The sequence below is a fragment of the Streptomyces sp. MK37H genome, from assembly GCF_018035285.1.
Lineage (GTDB): Bacteria > Actinomycetota > Actinomycetes > Streptomycetales > Streptomycetaceae > Streptomyces > Streptomyces endocoffeicus.
The window spans coordinates 1-18,029 of the sequence record NZ_JAAAYH010000043.1; the positions used below are offsets into that span (position 1 = coordinate 1).

Here is an 18,029-nt window from a genome sequence, read left to right on the forward strand (position 1 = left end):
CGTGAGCCGCTTGGTCTTACGACCCTGTGCCTCAAAACCGGCCGCGATCTCAGCCGCCGCGCCCTCATCACCCGCGATGACCACCGACGACGGCCCGTTGAGCGCGGCAATCGAGACGCGCTCATTCAGCAGCGGCGCCACCTCGTCCTCCGACGCCTGCACCGCGATCATCGCGCCACCGGCCGGAAGCTCCTGCATCAACCGCCCACGCGCCGCCACCAGCTTCGCCGCATCCGCGAGCGACAACACACCCGCCACATGCGCGGCGGCCAGCTCACCGATCGAATGCCCGGAGAGGAAATCGGTCCGCAGACCCCACGCCTCGACCAGCCGGAACAGCGCCACCTCCACCGCGAACAACGCAGGCTGAGTGAACCCCGTCTGGTCCAGTACCGCCGCGTCGTCCCCGAACAGGACATCCTTCAAAGGCCGCTCAAGATGCGGATCCAGCTCCGCACACACCGCGTCCAGCGCCTCAGCGAACACCGGATAGGCGTCGTACAGCTCACGCCCCATCCCCAGCCGCTGACTCCCCTGCCCCGTGAACAGGAACGCCACCTTGCCACCGGCGACCTTGCCCTCGACCAGCCCGGTCGCTGGCTCCTCGCGGGACAGCGCGTCGAGGGCCCGTATCAGGCCCTCGCGGTCGTCGGCGACGATCGCCGCCCGGTGCTCGAAGGCCGCCCGGCCGATGGCCAGCGAGAAGCCGACGTCGGTGAGGCGCAGTTCGGGGTGGGCCTCGAGGTGGGCGCGCAGATTGGCGGCCTGGGCGCGCAGCGCGGGGCGGCTCTTGGCGGCCACGGTCCACAGCGGCAGCGCGGTGGCGGCGCGGGTCTCGGCGGGGGCGTCGTCGGCCGTCTTCGCGGCTTCTGCCGCCTCCGGCTCCGGCGCCTGCTCCAGGATGGTGTGCGCGTTGGTGCCGCTGATGCCGAACGAGGACACCGCGGCCCGGCGCGGCTGCCCGGTGTCCGGCCAGGCGCGCCCCTCCGTCAGCAGCGAGACGGCGCCCGCCGACCAGTCGACGTTGGGGGTGGGCTGGTCGACGTGCAGGGTCCGCGGAAGCACCCCGTGGCGCATCGCCATGACCATCTTGATGATGCCCGCGACACCCGCGGCGGCCTGGGTGTGCCCGATGTTGGACTTGATGGAGCCCAGCCACAGCGGCTGGTCCTCGCTGTGGTTGCGCCCGTACGTGGCGAGCAGGGCCTGCGCCTCGATGGGGTCGCCGAGCGTGGTGCCCGTGCCGTGGGCCTCGACCACGTCGATCTGCCCGGGGGCGAGCCGGGCGGCGGCCAGGGCCTGGCGGATGACGCGCTGCTGCGAGGGGCCGTTGGGCGCGGTCAGCCCGCTGCTGGCGCCGTCCTGGTTGATGGCGCTGCCACGGACGACGGCCAGCACCTGGTGGCCGTTGGCGCGGGCGTCGGAGAGCCGCTCCAGCAGCAGCATGCCGGCGCCCTCGCCCCAGCCGGTGCCATCCGCCGCCGCCGCGAAGGACTTGCAGCGGCCGTCGGCGGCGAGTCCGCGCTGGCGGCTGAACTCGGTGAAGGTGCCGGGGGTGGACATGACGGTGACACCGCCGGCCAGCGCCAGCGAGCACTCCCCGCGGCGCAGCGCCTGCGCGGCGAAGTGCAGGGCGACCAGGGAGGAGGAGCAGGCCGTGTCGATGGTGACGGCCGGGCCCTCCAGGCCGAAGGTGTAGGCCACGCGGCCGGAGGCGATGGAGCCGGAGCTGCCGTTGCCGAGGAAGCCCTCGACGTCCTCGGGCGCGGAGAACAGCCGGGAGGCGTAGTCGTGGTACATCACGCCCGCGAACACACCGGTCTGGCTGCCCTGGAGCGTGGTCGGGTCGATGCCGGCGCGCTCGAACGCCTCCCACGAGGTCTCCAGCAGCAGCCGCTGCTGCGGGTCCATCGCGAGGGCCTCGCGCGGCGAGATGCCGAAGAACGCGGGGTCGAAGTCGGCCGCGTCGTGCAGGAATCCGCCCTCGTGGAGGTACGGCTCCTGGCCGCTGTCCGGGTCCGGCTCGAAGAGGACGTCGGTGGCCCAGCCGCGGTTGGTGGGGTACGGCGTGGCCGCGTCACCGCCGCGGGCGACGAGTTCCCACAGCTCCTCGGGGGTGCTGACCCCGCCGGGGTAGCGGCAGCTCATCGCCACGATGGCGATGGGCTCCTGCTCGCGGTCCTCGGCCTCGCGCAGCCGCCGCCGCGCCTCGCGCAGGTCGGTGGTGGCCCGCTTGAGGTAGTCGAGGTACTTCTCTTCGTTCGCCGTCGCCATTACGCCGTCCCCGCGGTGCTGAGGTGAGTCGATGAGCTCTTGTGGAGCAGATCAGGAGAGCCCGAGCTCGTCGTCGAGGAGATCGAAGATCTCGTCTGCCGTCGCGGACTGGATTTCACGGTCTTCTGCGGTGCTGTCCGTAGCACTTTGCGTTTCATTCCACTTCGACAGGAGGTCGCGCAGGCGGGTGGTGATGCCGGGGCGCTCGATGTCGTCCGGGGCGATCGTGGCGAGGATCGCCTCGAGCTTGTCGAGCTCCGCGTGTACGGGCTGGTGTCCGGCCGCGCCGGCCGCGCCGTCCAAGCCCAGCTCCTCGCGCAGATACCCGGCGAGCGCGGTGGGCGTCGGGTAGTCGAAGATCAGCGTGACCGGCAGGCGCAGCCCGGCGGCGGCGCCCAGTCGGTTGCGCAGATCCACGGCGGTGAGCGAGTCGAAGCCGAGGTCGAGGAAGCCGCGCCCGGCGTCCACGTCGTCCGGGTTGGCGTGGCCGAGGACGGCCGCCACATGGCCGCGGACGACCTCCAGCAGTTCGCGGTCGCGTTCGGCCTCCGAGAGCCCGGAGAGCCGTGTCGCGAGCGAGCCCGCACCCGAGTCGGCCACGACACCGGAGGTGGCCCCGGTGTCGGCGGAGCGCCGTACGGGGGTGCGGACCAGGCCGCGCAGCAGCGGCGGCAGCAGCCCGGCGGCGGCCTGGCCGCGCAGCGCGCCCGTGTCGATGCGGATCGGTACCAGCACGGCCTCGGACAGGGTGCCCGCCACGTCGAACAGCGCCAGGCCCTCGTCCTGCCCGAGCGCCGCGAAGCCACCGCGCGAGATACGGGTGACATCGGAGGTGTCGAGGCTTCCGGCCATGCCGTCGGCCGCCGCCCACAGGCCCCAGGCGAGCGAGTTCGCGGGCAGGCCCTGGGCGTGGCGGTGCTGGGCGAGCGCGTCCAGGAAGGTGTTGGCCGCGGCGTAGTTGCCCTGTCCCGAGCTGCCGAAGGCACCGGCGGCCGAGGAGAAGAGGACGAACGCGGCCAGATCCAGCTCGCGGGTGAGCTCGTGGAGGTTCCACGCCGCGTCCACCTTGGGGCGCAGCACGGTGTCGATCCGCTCACCGGTCAGCGAGCTGATCACCCCGTCGTCCAGGACGCCCGCGGTGTGCACCACGGCGGTCAGCGGGTGCTCCGCCGGGATGGCCGCGAGGGTGGCGGCCAGGGCGTCCCGGTCGGCGGTGTCACAGGCCGCCCAGGTGACCTCGGCACCCAACGTGCCCAGTTCGGCGGCGAGTTCGGCCGCGCCCGGGGCCTCGCCACCACGGCGGCTGACCAGCAGCAGATGCCGCACTCCGCGCTCCGCCACCAGATGGCGGGCGAAGAGTCCGCCCAGGGCGCCGGTGGCGCCGCTCAGCAGTACGGTGCCCTCCGGGGCGCCGAGTCCGGCCGGTTCGGGGGTGTCCGCCAGGGCCGGGACCCGGGCGAGGCGGTAGGCGTGGCCGGTGCCGGAGCGCAGCGCGAGCTGCGGTTCGTCGGTGGCGAGCACCGACGGCAGGGCCCGCTGGGAGGCGTCCGTGCCGTCGATGTCCACCAGGACGAAGCGGCCGGGGTTCTCCGACTGCGCGGACTTCATCAGGCCCCACGCGGTGGTGTGGGCCAGGTCGGCGACGTCTTCGCCGGGGGCCGCCGCGACCGCGCCACGGGTGACGAGGACGAGACGGGTGTCGGCGAGCCGCTGGTCGTTCAGCCAGTTCTGGACCAGGTCCAGGGCGTCCCGGGCGGCGGCCCGGGCGCTGTCGGGCAGGGACGCCGCGCCGCCAGTGGCGGTGAGGGGCGCCACGACCACGTCGGGGGCGGACGCGCCACCGTCGAGCGATGCGGCGAGCGCCGCGAGGTCCGCGTGGTCGTCCAGCCGCTCGCCGCCGACGGTGAAGCCGGTGGCGGCGCCGAGGGTCACCCAGCGCTCGCCGAGCGGGATGCCGGCGGCGGACGCGGACAGGGCGGCCCACTCGGGGCGGAACAGCGACTCGTGGTGCGCGGCGCGCGAGGCGTCGAGCTGCTCGGCCGCCAGCGGGCGCAGCACCAGGCCGTCGATGGTGGCCACGGCGGCGCCGGTGCCGTCGGCGAGGTGCAGCGACACCCCGTCGGCGCCGGGCCGCAGCCGTACGCGCAGCGATGCGGCTCCCCCGGCGTGCAGCCGTACGCCGGTCCAGGCGAACGGCAGCCGCGCGCCCTCGCTCCCCTCGCCCTCCGGGTCGAGGCCAAGGGTGTGCAGGGCGGCGTCCAGCAGCGCCGGATGCACCCCGTACGCGGCGGCCTGGGGCTCGAAGCCCTGGGGCAGCCGGATCTCGGCGAACAGTTCCTCGCCGCGCCGCCAGGCGGCGTGCAGCCCCTGGAAGACCGGGCCGTAGCCGAGTCCGGCGGCGGCCGCGCCCGCGTAGAACTCCTCGGTCGCCAGGGCCGTCGCATCGGCCGGGGGCCAGGCGCTCAGGTCCACGTGCTCGGCAGCGTCCTCGTCCGGGGCACCCTGGGCGCTCGGGGCGAGGAAGCCGGTGGCGTGACGGAGCCACGGCTCGTCGGCGGGCACGTCCTCCCGGCGGGAGTGCAGGGTCAGCGGGCGGCGCCCGGTCTCGTCGGCCGCCGCGAGCTCCAGCCGCAGCTGGACGGCGCCCTGTTCGGGCAGGACCAGCGGAGCCTGGAGGGTCAGCTCCTCGACCGTGTCGCAGCCCGCCTCGTGGCCGGCGCGCAGCGCGAGTTCCACGAAGGCGGTGCCGGGCAGCAGCACGGTGTCCATGACGGCGTGGTCGGCCAGCCAGGGGTGGGTCAGCAGCGACAGCCGCCCGGTGAACACGAAGCCACCGGTGTCGGGGAGTTCCACCGCCGCGCCCAGCAGCGGATGGTCGGCCGTGCCGAGGCCCGCGGAGATCACGTCCTCGACGGAGATGCCCACGTCGAGCCAGTAGCGCTGGCGCTGGAAGGCGTAGGTGGGCAGCTCCACGCGGCGGGCGCCGCGCCCGGCGTAGACCGCCGCCCAGTCCGGGGCCGCGCCTCGGACGTGGACGTGGGCGAGGGCGGTGGCGAGCGCCTGGGCCTCGGGGCGGCCACCGCGCAGGGTGGGGACGAACACCGCGTCGGTGTCCACACCGCCGTCGGTCCCGGTCTCCGTCCCGGCGAGGCAGTCCTCGCCCATCGCGGAGAGCACCCCGTCCGGGCCGAGCTCCAGATACGTGGTCACGCCCTGCTCGCGCAGGGTGCGGACGCCGTCGGCGAAGCGGACGGACTCGCGGACGTGGCGCACCCAGAACTCCGGCAGGCGGACCTCGTCGGCGGAGACCACCGTGCCGGTGAGGCAGGACACCAGCGGGATCTTCGGGGCGTTGAAGGTCAGGCCCTCGGTCAGCTTGCGGAAGTCCGCGAGCATCGGGTCCATGTGCGGCGAGTGGAAGGCGTGGCTGACGGTGAGCCGCTTGGTCTTACGGCCCTTCGCCTCGAACGACGCGGCGATCTCCGTCGCCGCGTCCTCGTCGCCCGCGATGACCACGGAGTCCGGGCCGTTGAGGGCGGCGATGCTCACCCGGTCGGTGAGCAGCGGCGCCACCTCGTCCTCGGACGCCTGGACGGCGATCATCGCGCCACCGGCGGGCAGTTCCTGCATGAGACGGCCACGGGCCGCCACCAGCGCGCACGCGTCGGCGAGCGAGAACACGCCCGCCACATGCGCGGCGGCCAGCTCGCCGATGGAGTGGCCGGACAGGTAGTCCGCCTTCAGACCCCACGCCTCGACCAGCCGGAACAGCGCCACCTCGACGGCGAAGAGCGCGGGCTGGGTGACCGCCGTGCGGTCCAGGGCCTGGGCGTCCTCGCCGAACAGCACCGTCTTCAGCGGCCGTTCGAGATGCGGGTCCAGCGCGTCGCACACCTCGTCCAGCGCCTCCGCGAAGCGCGGGAACGTCCGGTACAGCTCACGGCCCATGCCCAGCCGCTGGCTGCCCTGACCGGTGAACAGGAACGCCACCTTGCCCTCGGTGGCCAGCCCGCGCAGCGCCTGCGCCGGGTGCTCACCGCGCGCCAGCGCGTCCAGCGCGTCCAGCGCCTCGTCATGGCCCTCGGCCACCAGCGCGACGCGATGTTCCAGCGCGGCGCGGGTCGTGGCGAGCGAGAAGCCCAGATCGGTGAGGGAGGCCCCGGGTTCGGCGGCGATCCGCGACCGCAGCCGCCGCGCCTGGGCCCGCACACCGTCCTCGGTACGGGCCGACAGCAGCACGGGCACGTACGGCAGGGCCTCGGGCTCCGCCGCGGGCTCGCTCGGCTCGGCGGCGGGCGGCTGCTCGATGATGGCGTGGGCGTTGGTGCCGCTGATGCCGAACGAGGACACCGCGGCCCGGCGCGGACGGCCGGTCTCCGGCCACTCCCGCGCCTCGGTCAGCAGCGACACCGCGCCCGCCGACCAGTCCACATGCGGCGACGGCTCGTCCACGTGCAGCGTCCGCGGCAGCAGACCGTGCCGCATCGACAGCACCATCTTGATGACACCGGCGACACCGGAGGCGGCCTGGGTGTGGCCCAGGTTGGACTTCACCGAGCCCAGCCACAGCGGCCGCTCGGCGTCCCGCTCCCGGCCGTAGGTGGCCAGCAGCGCCTGCGCCTCGATGGGGTCGCCCAGCGTGGTGCCGGTGCCGTGGGCCTCGACGACGTCCACCTCACCGGTGGTCAGACGGGCGTTGGCGAGCGCCTGACGGATCACGCGCTGCTGGGACGGGCCGTTGGGCGCGGTCAGACCGTTGGACGCGCCGTCCTGGTTGACGGCCGAGCCGCGCACGATCGCCAGCACCTCATGGCCGTGCCGACGGGCGTCCGACAGCCGCTCCAGGAGCAGCATGCCCGCACCCTCGCCCCAGCCGGTGCCGTCGGCGGCGGCCGCGAAGGACTTGCAACGGCCGTCCCTGGCCAGTCCGCGCTGGCGGCTGAAGTCGATGAACGTACCCGGGGTGAACATCACGGTGACACCGCCGGCCAGCGCCAGCGAGCACTCGCCCTGGCGGAGCGCCTGCGCCGCCAGGTGCAGCGCCACCAGCGAGGACGAGCAGGCCGTGTCGACCGTGACGGCCGGGCCCTCCAGACCGAAGGTGTAGGCCACGCGGCCGGACACCACGCTGCTGGAGCTGCCGGTGCCGAGATAGCCCTCGACCTCGTTCGGGACGGCGTGCAGCCGGGACCCGTAGTCGTGGTACATGACGCCCGCGAACACACCGGTCCTGCTGCCGCGCACGGACAGCGGGTCGATCCCGGCGCGCTCGAACGCTTCCCACGACGTCTCCAGCAGCAGCCGCTGCTGCGGGTCCATCGCGAGCGCCTCGCGCGGCGAGATGCCGAAGAACGCCGGGTCGAACTCGGCGGCGTCGTGCAGGAATCCGCCCTCGCGGGCGTAGGAGGTGCCCTGCGTCTCCGGGTCCGGGTCGTAGAGCGCCTCGAGGTCCCAGCCACGGTTGTCCGGGAAGCGGGAGATGCCGTCCTCGCCCGCGGCGAGCAGCTGCCACAGCTCCTCGGGGGTGGTGACCCCGCCGGGGTAGCGGCAGCTCATCGCCACGATGGCGATCGGCTCGTCGTCGGTGGCGGCCACGACCGGCACCGGCGTGTGCACCACCGGGGACCGCGTGCCGATGAGCTCGGTGCGCAGATGGCGGGCCAGGACCTGCGGGTCCGGGTAGTCGAAGATGAGCGTGGCGGGCAGCCGCAGCCCGGTGACCGTGTTGAGCTGGTTGCGCAGCTCAACGGCGGTCAGCGAGTCGAAGCCCAGCTCCTTGAACGCCCGGCCCGAACCGATGGTCTCCGCACCGGCGTAGCCAAGCACGGCGGCCACCTGGGCGCGCACCAGGTCCAGCAGCAGCCGCTCCTGCTCGGGCTCGGACAGCCCGGTGAGCCGCCCGGCGAGACCGCTCTCGCCGCCCGCCGCGACCGCGTCCACCGCGCGCCGCGCCGGGATCCGCACCAGACCGCGGAACAGGGGCGAGACCGCGCCACTGGCGGCCTGGGTACGCAGGGCCGCGAGGTCCACCCGCATCGGCACCAGCGACGCCTCGCGGACGGTCAGCGCGGTGTCGAGCAGCGCGAGGCCCTCGGCCACCGGCAGCGGCGGCAGTCCGGCGCGCCGCATCCGGGCGATGTCGGCCTCGTCCAGGGTGCCGCCCATCCCGGCCCCGGCCCACAGGCCCCACGCGAGCGCGGTGGCGGGCAGGTCCTGGGCGGCGCGGTGGCGGGCGAGGGCGTCCAGGAAGGCGTTGGACGCCGCGTAGTTGCCCTGGCCCGGGCCGCCGAACACACCGGAGGAGGACGAGAACAGCACGAAGGCGGTCAGGTCCAGCTCGCGGGTCAGCTCATGCAGATTCCACGCCGCGTCCACCTTCGGGCGCATGACGTGGTCGACGCGCTCGGAGGTGAGCGAGCCGATCACACCGTCGTCCAGCACACCGGCGGTGTGCACCACGGCGGTCAGCGGGTGCTCGGCGGAGACGGTGGCGAGGGCCGCGGCGAGCGCGTCCCGGTCGGCCACATCACACGCCGCCCACGCCACCTCGGCGCCCAACTCGACCAGCTCGGTGCTGAGTTCGGTCGCACCCGGCGCCTGGTCGCCACGGCGGCTCACCAGCAGCAGATGCCGTACGCCACGCTCGGCCACCAGATGCCGCGCCACGAGCCCGCCCAGCGAACCGGACGCGCCGGTCACCAGCACCGTGCCCTCGGGGTCGAGGCCCCGCGCCTCGTCGCCCTCCGGCTCCACGGCCACCCGCGCCAGCCGCGGCACGGACACCGCGCCCGCGCGGATCGCCAACTGCGGCTCGCCGGAGGCCAGAGCGGCGGGCAGCGCCCGCAGCGACTCGTCCCCGCCGTCGGTGTCCACCAGCACGAAGCGGCCCGGGTTCTCCGACTGCGCCGAGCGCAGCAGACCCCAGACGGCCGCACCGGCCAGATCCGCCACCGGCTCGTCATGCTCGACGGCCACCGCGCCACGCGTCACCACGACCAGCGGGGCGTCCCCGAACCGCTCCTCCTCCAGCCACCGCTGGACGACGGAGAGCGCCGCGGCGGCGGCACGGTGCGCCCCACGGGCCACCTGCTCACCGACCTCCGCGGACGGCGACACGATGACGTACTCGGGCGCGGGCGCCGTGCCCGCGGCGACCGCCCCGGCCAGCGTCTCGATGTCCCCGTACGCCGAGGTCCCGAGCCCGAGCGGATCGGCGCCCAGCACCGCCCACCGGCCGTCGGCAGGAACATCCGCCCCGGCGGCGTCGGCGAGCCCGGCCGTGGTCGCCCACTCCAGGCGGAACAGCGACTCGTGGTAGGCCGTGCGCGCGCTCCGCAACTGCTCGGCCGAGACCGGGCGCAGCCCCAGCGTCTCGACGGCCGCGACCGGCGCGCCGGTGGTGTCGGCGATCTCCAGCCGGACGCCGTCGGTGCCCGCGGGGGCCAGGTGCACCCGCAGCGCCGAGGCGCCGCTCGCGTACAGCGACACGCCGGTCCAGGCGAACGGCAGCCGCCCTTCGCCACCCGTATTGCCCAGGCCGCCCATGCCGATGGCGTGCAGGGCGGAGTCCAGCAGCGCCGGGTGCAGCCCGAACGCGGCGGCCTCCTCGGCCGTCTCCTCGTCCAGCGCCACCTCGGCGAACACCTCGCCGCCGCGCTGCCACGCCCTGCGCAGCCCCTGGAACGCGGGGCCGTAGGCGAAACCGATGTCCAGCAGGCCCTCGTAGCGGCCGTCCAGCTCCACCTCGGTCGCGTCCGCCGGGGGCCACGCACTCAGCTCGAACGACGCCTCCGGACGGCCGCCGGACGCCAGAACACCGGCGGCGTGCCGGGTCCACGGCTCCTCGGCGGGCAGGCTCTCCAGCCGGGAGTGCAGCGACAGCGGACGGCGGCCCGTCTCGTCGGCCGCACCGACCGAGAGCCGCAGCTGGACACCGCCCCGCGCGGGCAGCACCAGCGGCGCCTCGAGGGTCAGCTCCTCCAGGTAGTCGCAGCCGACCTGGTCACCGGCGCGGATCGCCAGCTCCACGAACGCGGTGCCGGGCAGCAGCACCGTGTCCAGGATGGTGTGGCCCGCGAGCCACGGGTGCGTGGACAGCGCCAGCCGCCCGGTGAACAGCATCCCGTCCGCGTCCGGCAGTTCGGCGCTGGCGCCGAGCAGCGGATGCTCGGCCTCGCCCAGCCCGACCGCGGCCACGTCGCCGAGGAACAGCGACGAGACCTTCGGCCAGTAGCGCTGCCGCTGGAAGGCGTACGTGGGCAGCGCGACCTGCGCGGCGCCGGTACGGGCGTAGTAGGCCGCCCAGTCCACCGCCGCACCACGCACATGCGCCCGCGCGACGGCCGACAGCAGCGCCTCGGCCTCGGGACGGTCCTTGCGCAGCACGGCGGCGAAGGCGGCGTCGGCCTCGGAGTCGGCCACGCAGTCCTGGGCCATGGCGGTGAGTACGCCGTCGGGACCCAGTTCGACGTAGGTGGTGACGCCCTGGCCTTCCAACGTCCGTACGCCATCGAGGAAGCGCACGGCCTCGCGGACGTGGCGCACCCAGAAGTCCGGGCTGGTGATCTCCTCGGCGGAGACCACGCCACCGGTGAGGTTGGAGACGATCGGGATACGCGGGGCCTCGTACGACAGCCCCTCCGCGACCTCGCGGAACGCCTCCAACATCCCGTCCATGTGCGGCGAGTGGAACGCGTGGCTGACCGTGAGCCGCTTGGTCTTGCGGCCCTGGGCCTCGAAACCGGCCGCGATCTCCACGGCCGCGTCCTCATCACCCGCGATGACCACGGACGTCGGCCCGTTGAGCGCGGCGATCGAGACGCGCTCGTTGAGCAACGGCGCGACCTCGTCCTCGGACGCCTGGATGGCAATCATCGCGCCACCGGCCGGAAGCTCCTGCATCAGCCGGCCACGCGCCGCGACCAACTTCGCCGCATCCGCCAGCGAGAGCACATCCGCCACATGTGCAGCGGCCAGCTCACCGATCGAGTGCCCGGACAGGAAGTCCGCCTTCAGACCCCACGCCTCGACCAGCCGGAACAGCGCCACCTCGACCGCGAACAGCGCGGGCTGAGTGAAACCCGTCTGATCCAGCGCGGAGGCGTCCTCCCCGAACAGCACATCCCGCAGCGGCCGTTCGAGGTGCGCGTCCAGGTGGGCGCACACCTCGTCCAGCGCGTCCGCGAACACCGGGAAGGCGTAGTACAGCTCACGGCCCATGCCGAGCCGCTGGCTGCCCTGCCCGGTGAACAGGAACGCCACCCGGCCACCGGCCACCGCGCCCCGCACGAGCCCGGCCGCCGTACGGCCCTCGGCGAGCGCCTCCAGGCCGGACAGCAGCCCGTCGCGGTCCTCGGCGACCAGCGCCGCGCGCTCCTCGAAGGCGGTACGGCGCGTGGCGAGCGTGAACGCCACGTCGGTGAGGTCCAGCTCGGGCCGCTCGTCGAGATGGGCGCGCAGCCGTACGGCCTGGTCGCGCAGGCCCTCCGGGGACTTGGCGGAGAGCACCCAGGTGGCGGGGAGACCGGACCGGGGCGCGGCGGCGGGCGCCGAGTCCTCGTTCTCGTCCGCGTACACCGGGGCCTGCTCGATGATGGTGTGCGCGTTGGTGCCGCTGATGCCGAACGAGGACACCGCGGCCCGGCGCGGACGGCCGGTCTCCGGCCACTCCCGCGCCTCGGTCAGCAGGGCGACCGCGCCGGCCGACCAGTCCACATGCGGGGTGGGCTCATCGACGTTGAGGGTCTGCGGCAGCAGTCCGTGCTGGATGGCCAGCACCATCTTCATCACACCGGCGACACCGGCAGCGGCCTGCGTATGGCCGAAGTTGGACTTGATGGAGCCGAGCCACAGCGGTCGCTCCGGCTCCCGCTCCTGCCCGTACGTGGCCAGCAGCGCCTGCGCCTCGATCGGGTCGCCCAGCTTGGTGCCCGTGCCGTGGGCCTCGACGGCGTCCACCTCGGACGCCGACAACCCCGCACCCGCCAACGCCTGCCGGATCACCCGCTGCTGCGACGGACCATTCGGCGCCGTCAGACCATTCGACGCACCATCCTGGTTGATCGCGGAGCCGCGCACGACCGCCAGCACCTCATGACCGTTACGCCGGGCATCGGACAGCCGCTCCACGAGCAGCATGCCCACACCCTCGCCCCAGCCCGTGCCATCCGCACCCGCCGCGAACGCCTTGATCCGCCCATCAGCAGCCAGCCCACGCTGACGACTGAAGTCCACGAACGAACCCGGCGTCGACATCACCGTCACACCACCGGCCAACGCCAACGAGCACTCACCCGCACGCAACGCCTGAATCGCCCAGTGCAACGCCACCAACGACGACGAGCAGGCCGTGTCCACCGTCACCGCCGGGCCTTCCAGGCCCAGCGCGTACGACACCCGGCCCGACATCACACTCGCCGCGTTACCCGTCCCCATGAACCCTTCCGAGCCATCGGGGGCGGAGAGGATCACGGGCAGATAGTCCTGGCCGTTGGTACCGGCGAACACGCCGACCTGCTGGCCGCGCAGCGTGGTCGGATCGATCCCGGCCCGCTCGAACGCCTCCCAGGACGTCTCCAGCAGCAGCCGCTGCTGCGGGTCCATGGCCAGCGCCTCACGCGGCGAGATGCCGAAGAAGACGGGGTCGAACTCGGCGGCGTCGGCGAGGAATCCGCCCTCGCGGACGTAGCTGGTGTGCTCGCCCGCGCCCTCCGGGTCGTACAGCGTCTCCAGGTCCCAGCCGCGGTCGGCGGGGAAGTCGACCACCGCGTCCTGCCCGGATGCCAGCAGCCGCCACAGCTCCTCCGGCGACCGCACACCACCGGGGAAGCGGCAGCTCATGCCGACGATCGCGATGGGGTCGTCGTCCAAGGCCACGCCCACCGACGACGCGCCGGTCACGGCCGGGCGCGAGCCGATGAGTTCGGCCTGGAGGTGGTCGGCGAGGGCGATCGGGGTGGGGTAGTCGAAGATGATGGTGGCGGGCAGCTTCAGCCCGGTGAGCGTGGACAGCAGGTTGCGGATCTCGACCGCGGTCAGCGAGTCGAAACCGAGGTCGCGGAAGGCGCGGCTGGGCTCCACCGAGTCCGGCCCGGGGTGGCCGAGGACGACGGCCACCTGGGTGCGGACGAAGTCCAGGGCGATCTGGTCGCGTTCCTCGTCGGTTCCGGCGTCGGTCAGCCGCTGGGCCAGCGACGTGGGCCGGCCGGGGATGGCGGGGCCGCCGCCGGCGGTGCGTGCCACCTCGATCGCGCGCTTCGCCTCGGAGAGGTCGGCGAGCAGCGGGTTCGGGCGGTGGCCGACGAGGCCGGGCGCGAAGCGGTCCCATTCGATGTCCACGACGAGGGAGAAGGTCTCGTCGAGGTCGAGCGCGGCACCCAGGGCGGCGGTCGCCGGTTCGGGGGCGAGGGCGGGCAGCCCGGACTGCCGGAGCCGCTCGGCCACCAGCTCGTCGGTGGCCATGCCGCCGTCGGCCCAGGCGCCCCAGGCCATCGAGGTGGCGGGCAGCCCCTCGGCGCGGCGCTGTTCGGCGAGCGCGTCGAGGTAGGCGTTGGCGGCCACGTAGTTGGCCTGTCCGGCGGCGCCGAAGGTGGCGGCCATGGAGGAGAAGAGCACGAAGGCGGACAGGTCGAGGCCGCGGGTGAGCTCGTGCAGATGGCGGGCGGAGTCGGCCTTGGCGCGCAGCACATCGGCCATGCGCTGCGGGGTCTGGGCGTCGAGCACCCCGTCGTCCAGCACTCCGGCGGCGTGGACGACCGTGGTCAGCGGGAGGTCCGCGGGGACGGTCGCCAGCAGCCCGGCGAGGGCGTCGCGGTCGGCCACGTCGCAGGCGGCGACGGTCACCTGGGCGCCGAGGGCGGTGAGTTCGTCCCGCAGCTCGGCGGCGCCGGGCGCGTCGGGGCCACGGCGGCCGGCGAGCAGGATGTGCTGGGCGCCGTGGGCCACGAGCCAGCGGGCGACGTGGCCGCCGAGGGCGCCGGTGCCGCCGGTGATCAGCGCGGTGCCGTGGGTGGACCAGCCGTCATCGGTGGTCTCGTGGTGCGGGGCGCGGGCCAGCCGGCGGACGTGGATGCCCTGCGGGCGGATGGCGAGGTGGTCCTCGCCGCTGATGCCCTCGGGCCCGGCGAGGATGTCGGCGAGCCGCCCGAGGGCGCGGTCGTCGGCGGTCTCGGGCAGGTCGATCAGACCGCCCCAGCGCTCGGGGTGTTCGAGGGCGGCGGTGCGGCCCAGGCCCCAGATCTGGGCCTGTTCGGGGCTGGTGAGCCGGTCGGAGCGGCCGACGGAGACCGCGCCGCGGGTGGCGGCCCACAGCGGGGCGTCGAGGTCGGCGTCGCCGAGAGCCTGGACGAGGGTGAGGGTGCCCGCGAGTCCGGCGGTGAGGGAGGGGTGCCGGTCGTGCGGGCGCTCGTCCAGGCCGAGCAGGGAGAGCACACCGTCGACGCGCGGGGCCGGGGCCGCCGGGTCCGGGTTCAGGGCGGTGCGGATCCGCTCGGTGAGGGCGGCGCGGTCGGCGGTGGTGCCGTCGACGTCGATCCGGTGGACGGTGACGCAGCGTTCGGCCAGCAGCCGCAGCGGCTCCGCCACCCAGGGGTCGTCGGCGCGTCCCTCGGGGGTGACCACGAGCCAGGTGCCGGTGAGCGGCTTGGCCTGGGCCTGCGGCAGCGGTGTCCAGGTGACGCGGTAGCGCCAGCCGTCCACGGTGGTGTCCACGTGGCTCTGCCGCCGCCACGCGGACAGGACGGGCAGCACCTCGCTGAGGGGCTGGTCGCCGTCGAGGCCGAGGGTGTCGACCAGGGCGGCCAGGTCCTCGCTGTGCACGACCTCCCAGAACCGGGCGTCGGCCACGGCCGGTGCGGCGGCCTCGGCGGCGGCGGAGTCGGCGCCGTACGAGAAGGGGTTGGCGGGCCAGTAGCGCTGCCGCTGGAAGGCGTAGGTGGGCAGCTCGACGCGGCGGGCGCCGGTGCCCGCGTAGTACGTGGCCCAGTCCACGGGCAGGCCGCGGACATGGGCCTGGGCGAGCGCGTTGCTCAGCGTGCGGGGCTCGGGGCGGCCGGAGCGCAGGGCGGGCAGGAAGGCGAACGTGCGGTTCCGGCCGCCGCTCACGCAGTCCTGGGCCATGGCGGACAGCACCCCGTCGGGGCCGAGCTCCAGATAAGTGGTCACGCCGTGGTCCTCGAGGCGGCGGACGCCGTCGAGGAAGCGGACGGCCTCGCGGACGTGGCGGACCCAGAACTCGGGCGTGGTGATCTCGTCGGCGCTCACCAGGGTGCCGGTGAGGTTGGAGACGATCGGGATCTTCGGAGCCTCGTAGGTCAGCCGCTCGGCCACCTGACGGAAGTTCTCCAGCATCCCGTCCATGTGGGGGGAGTGGAAGGCGTGGCTGACGGTGAGCCGCTTGGTCTTGCGGCCCTGGGCCTCGAAGCCCGCCGCGATCTCCACCGCCGCGTCCTCGTCACCGGCGATGACGACCGACGTCGGGCCGTTGATGGCGGCGATGGACACCCGCTCGGTCAGCAGCGGCGTCACCTCGTCCTCCGCCGCCTGCACCGCGATCATCGCGCCGCCGGTGGGGAGTTGCTGCATCAGCTGGCTGCGCGCGGCCACCAGGGCGGAGGCGTGGGTGAGCGAGAGCACCCCGGCGACATGGGCGGCGGTGAGCTCGCCGATGGAGTGGCCGGAGAGGAAGTCGGGCCGCAGCCCCCAGGATTCGACGAGGCGGAAGAGGGCCACCTCGACGGCGAAGAGCGCGGGCTGGGTGTAGCCGGTCCGGTCGAGCGTGGCGGCGTCGTCGCCGAACAGCACGTCCTTCAGCGGCCGGTCGAGGAAGCGGTCGAGCTGGGCGCAGACCGCGTCCAGCGCCTCGGCGAACACCGGATACGTCGCGTACAGCTCACGGCCCATGCCGAGCCGCTGGCTGCCCTGCCCGGTGAAGAGGAACGCGACCTTGCCCTCGGCGGCGAGACCCTCGGTCACCTCGGGGTGGTGGCGGCCCTCGGCGAGCGCGTCGAGGCCCGCGAGCAGCTCGTCGTGGTCGGCGGCGACGACCGCGGCGCGGCGGTCGAGGGCGGCGCGGGTGACGGCCTGGGAGTAGCCGATGTCGGCGAGGCGGTGGCCGGGGTGGGCGGCCAGATGGGTCCGCAGCCGGAGCGCCTGGGCGCGCAGCGCCTGCTCGTTCTTGCCGGACAGCACGACCGGGACGAGGGGCACCTCGGCCCGCTCCGGCTCGTCGCCCTCGGCGTGTCCGACGGGGGCCGCGGAGGCCGGGGCCTCCTCGAGGATGGTGTGCACATTGGTGCCGCTCATGCCGAACGACGAGACGCCCGCCCGGCGCGGGGTGGCGCCCTCGGGGTCCTTGCCCCACTCGCGGGGGGCGGTGAGCAGTTCGACGTCCCCGGCCGTCCAGTCGACGTGCGGGGTGGGCTCGGTGAGATGGAGGGTCTGGGGCAGCACACCGTGCCGCATCGCCATGACCATCTTGATGACGCCGCCGACACCGGCGCCCGCCTGGGCGTGGCCGATGTTGGACTTGATGGAGCCGATGAGCAGCGGTTTGCCCTCGGGCCTGCCCTGGCCGTACGTGGCCAGCAGCGCCTGCGCCTCGATCGGGTCGCCGAGGGCGGTGCCGGTGCCATGGGCCTCGACGGCGTCCACCTGGTCGGGGCTGAGCCGGGCGTTGGCCAGCGCCTGGAGGATGACGCGCTGCTGCGAGGGGCCGTTGGGCGAGGTGAGGCCGTTGCTGGCGCCGTCCTGGTTGACGGCGGAGCCGCGGACCACGGCGAGCACCGGGTGGCCCTTGCGCTGGGCGTCCGACAGCCGCTCGACCAGCAGCATGCCGACACCCTCGCCCAGGCAGAAGCCGTCGGCCTCCGGGGCGAAGGGCTTGGAACGGCCGTCGAGGGCCAGTCCGCGCATCTTGCTGTAGTCGACGAAGACACCGGGCGCGCACATCAGGGTGGCGCCACCGGCGAGCGCGAGCGAGCATTCGCCGTTGCGCAGCGCCTGGACGGCGAGGTGGAGCGCCACCAGCGAGGAGGAACAGGCGGTGTCGACGGTGACGGCCGGGCCCTCGAAACCGAAGGTGTAGGAAAGGCGGCCGGAGGCGACGCTCGCGGCGTTACCGGTGCCGAAGTAACCCTCGAAGTTCTCGTTGGAACTGAGGATCGCGCCCAGGTAATCGTGATTGCTGGTGCCGACGAAGACGCCGATCTGCCGGCCGCGCACCGCGACCGGGTCGATTCCCGCGCGCTCGAACGCCTCCCAGGAGGTCTCCAGCAGCATCCGCTGCTGCGGATCCATGCCGAGCGCTTCCCGGGGGCTGATGCCGAACAGCGAAGGGTCGAAATCGGCAATGCCGTCGACGAATCCGCCCTCGTACACATAACTGGTGCCGGGGTGGTCCGGGTCCGGGTGGTACATCGTGTCGACATTCCACCCGCGGTCCAGCGGGAACTCGCTGACCGCGTCAACGCCCTCGCTGACGATGCGCCACAGGTCCTCGGGCGAAGACACGCCTCCGGGATAACGGCAGCCGATCCCCACGATGGCGATGGGGTCGTGGTTCTTCGCCTCGGCCTCTTGCAGGCGGAGGCGAGTCTGGTGCAGATCCGCCGTTACCAGCTTGAGGTAGTCCCGCAGCGTCTCTTCATTCGCCATTTACGCAATCCAATTACGGCAGACGGCATCGGAAATGCTCCACAGATCCTCAACGGGAGCCGGTAACCAACAACCAAATCAGTCGACTTCTCGCTGAGAGGCTA

2 protein-coding genes are annotated in these 18,029 nt (G+C 73.8%); both read right to left on the reverse strand.

The window, feature by feature from the left end:
* The coding region (locus tag GWI24_RS09525) for a type I polyketide synthase (protein ID WP_210945448.1) at positions 1–2,274 on the reverse strand (2,274 nt) is incomplete at its 3' end.
* Between the two features lie 51 nt (positions 2,275–2,325).
* Positions 2,326–17,925, reverse strand: coding sequence for a type I polyketide synthase (locus GWI24_RS09530; protein WP_210945449.1), 15,600 nt, complete (start codon positions 17,923–17,925; stop codon positions 2,326–2,328).
* Between the last annotated feature and the right edge of the window lie 104 nt (positions 17,926–18,029).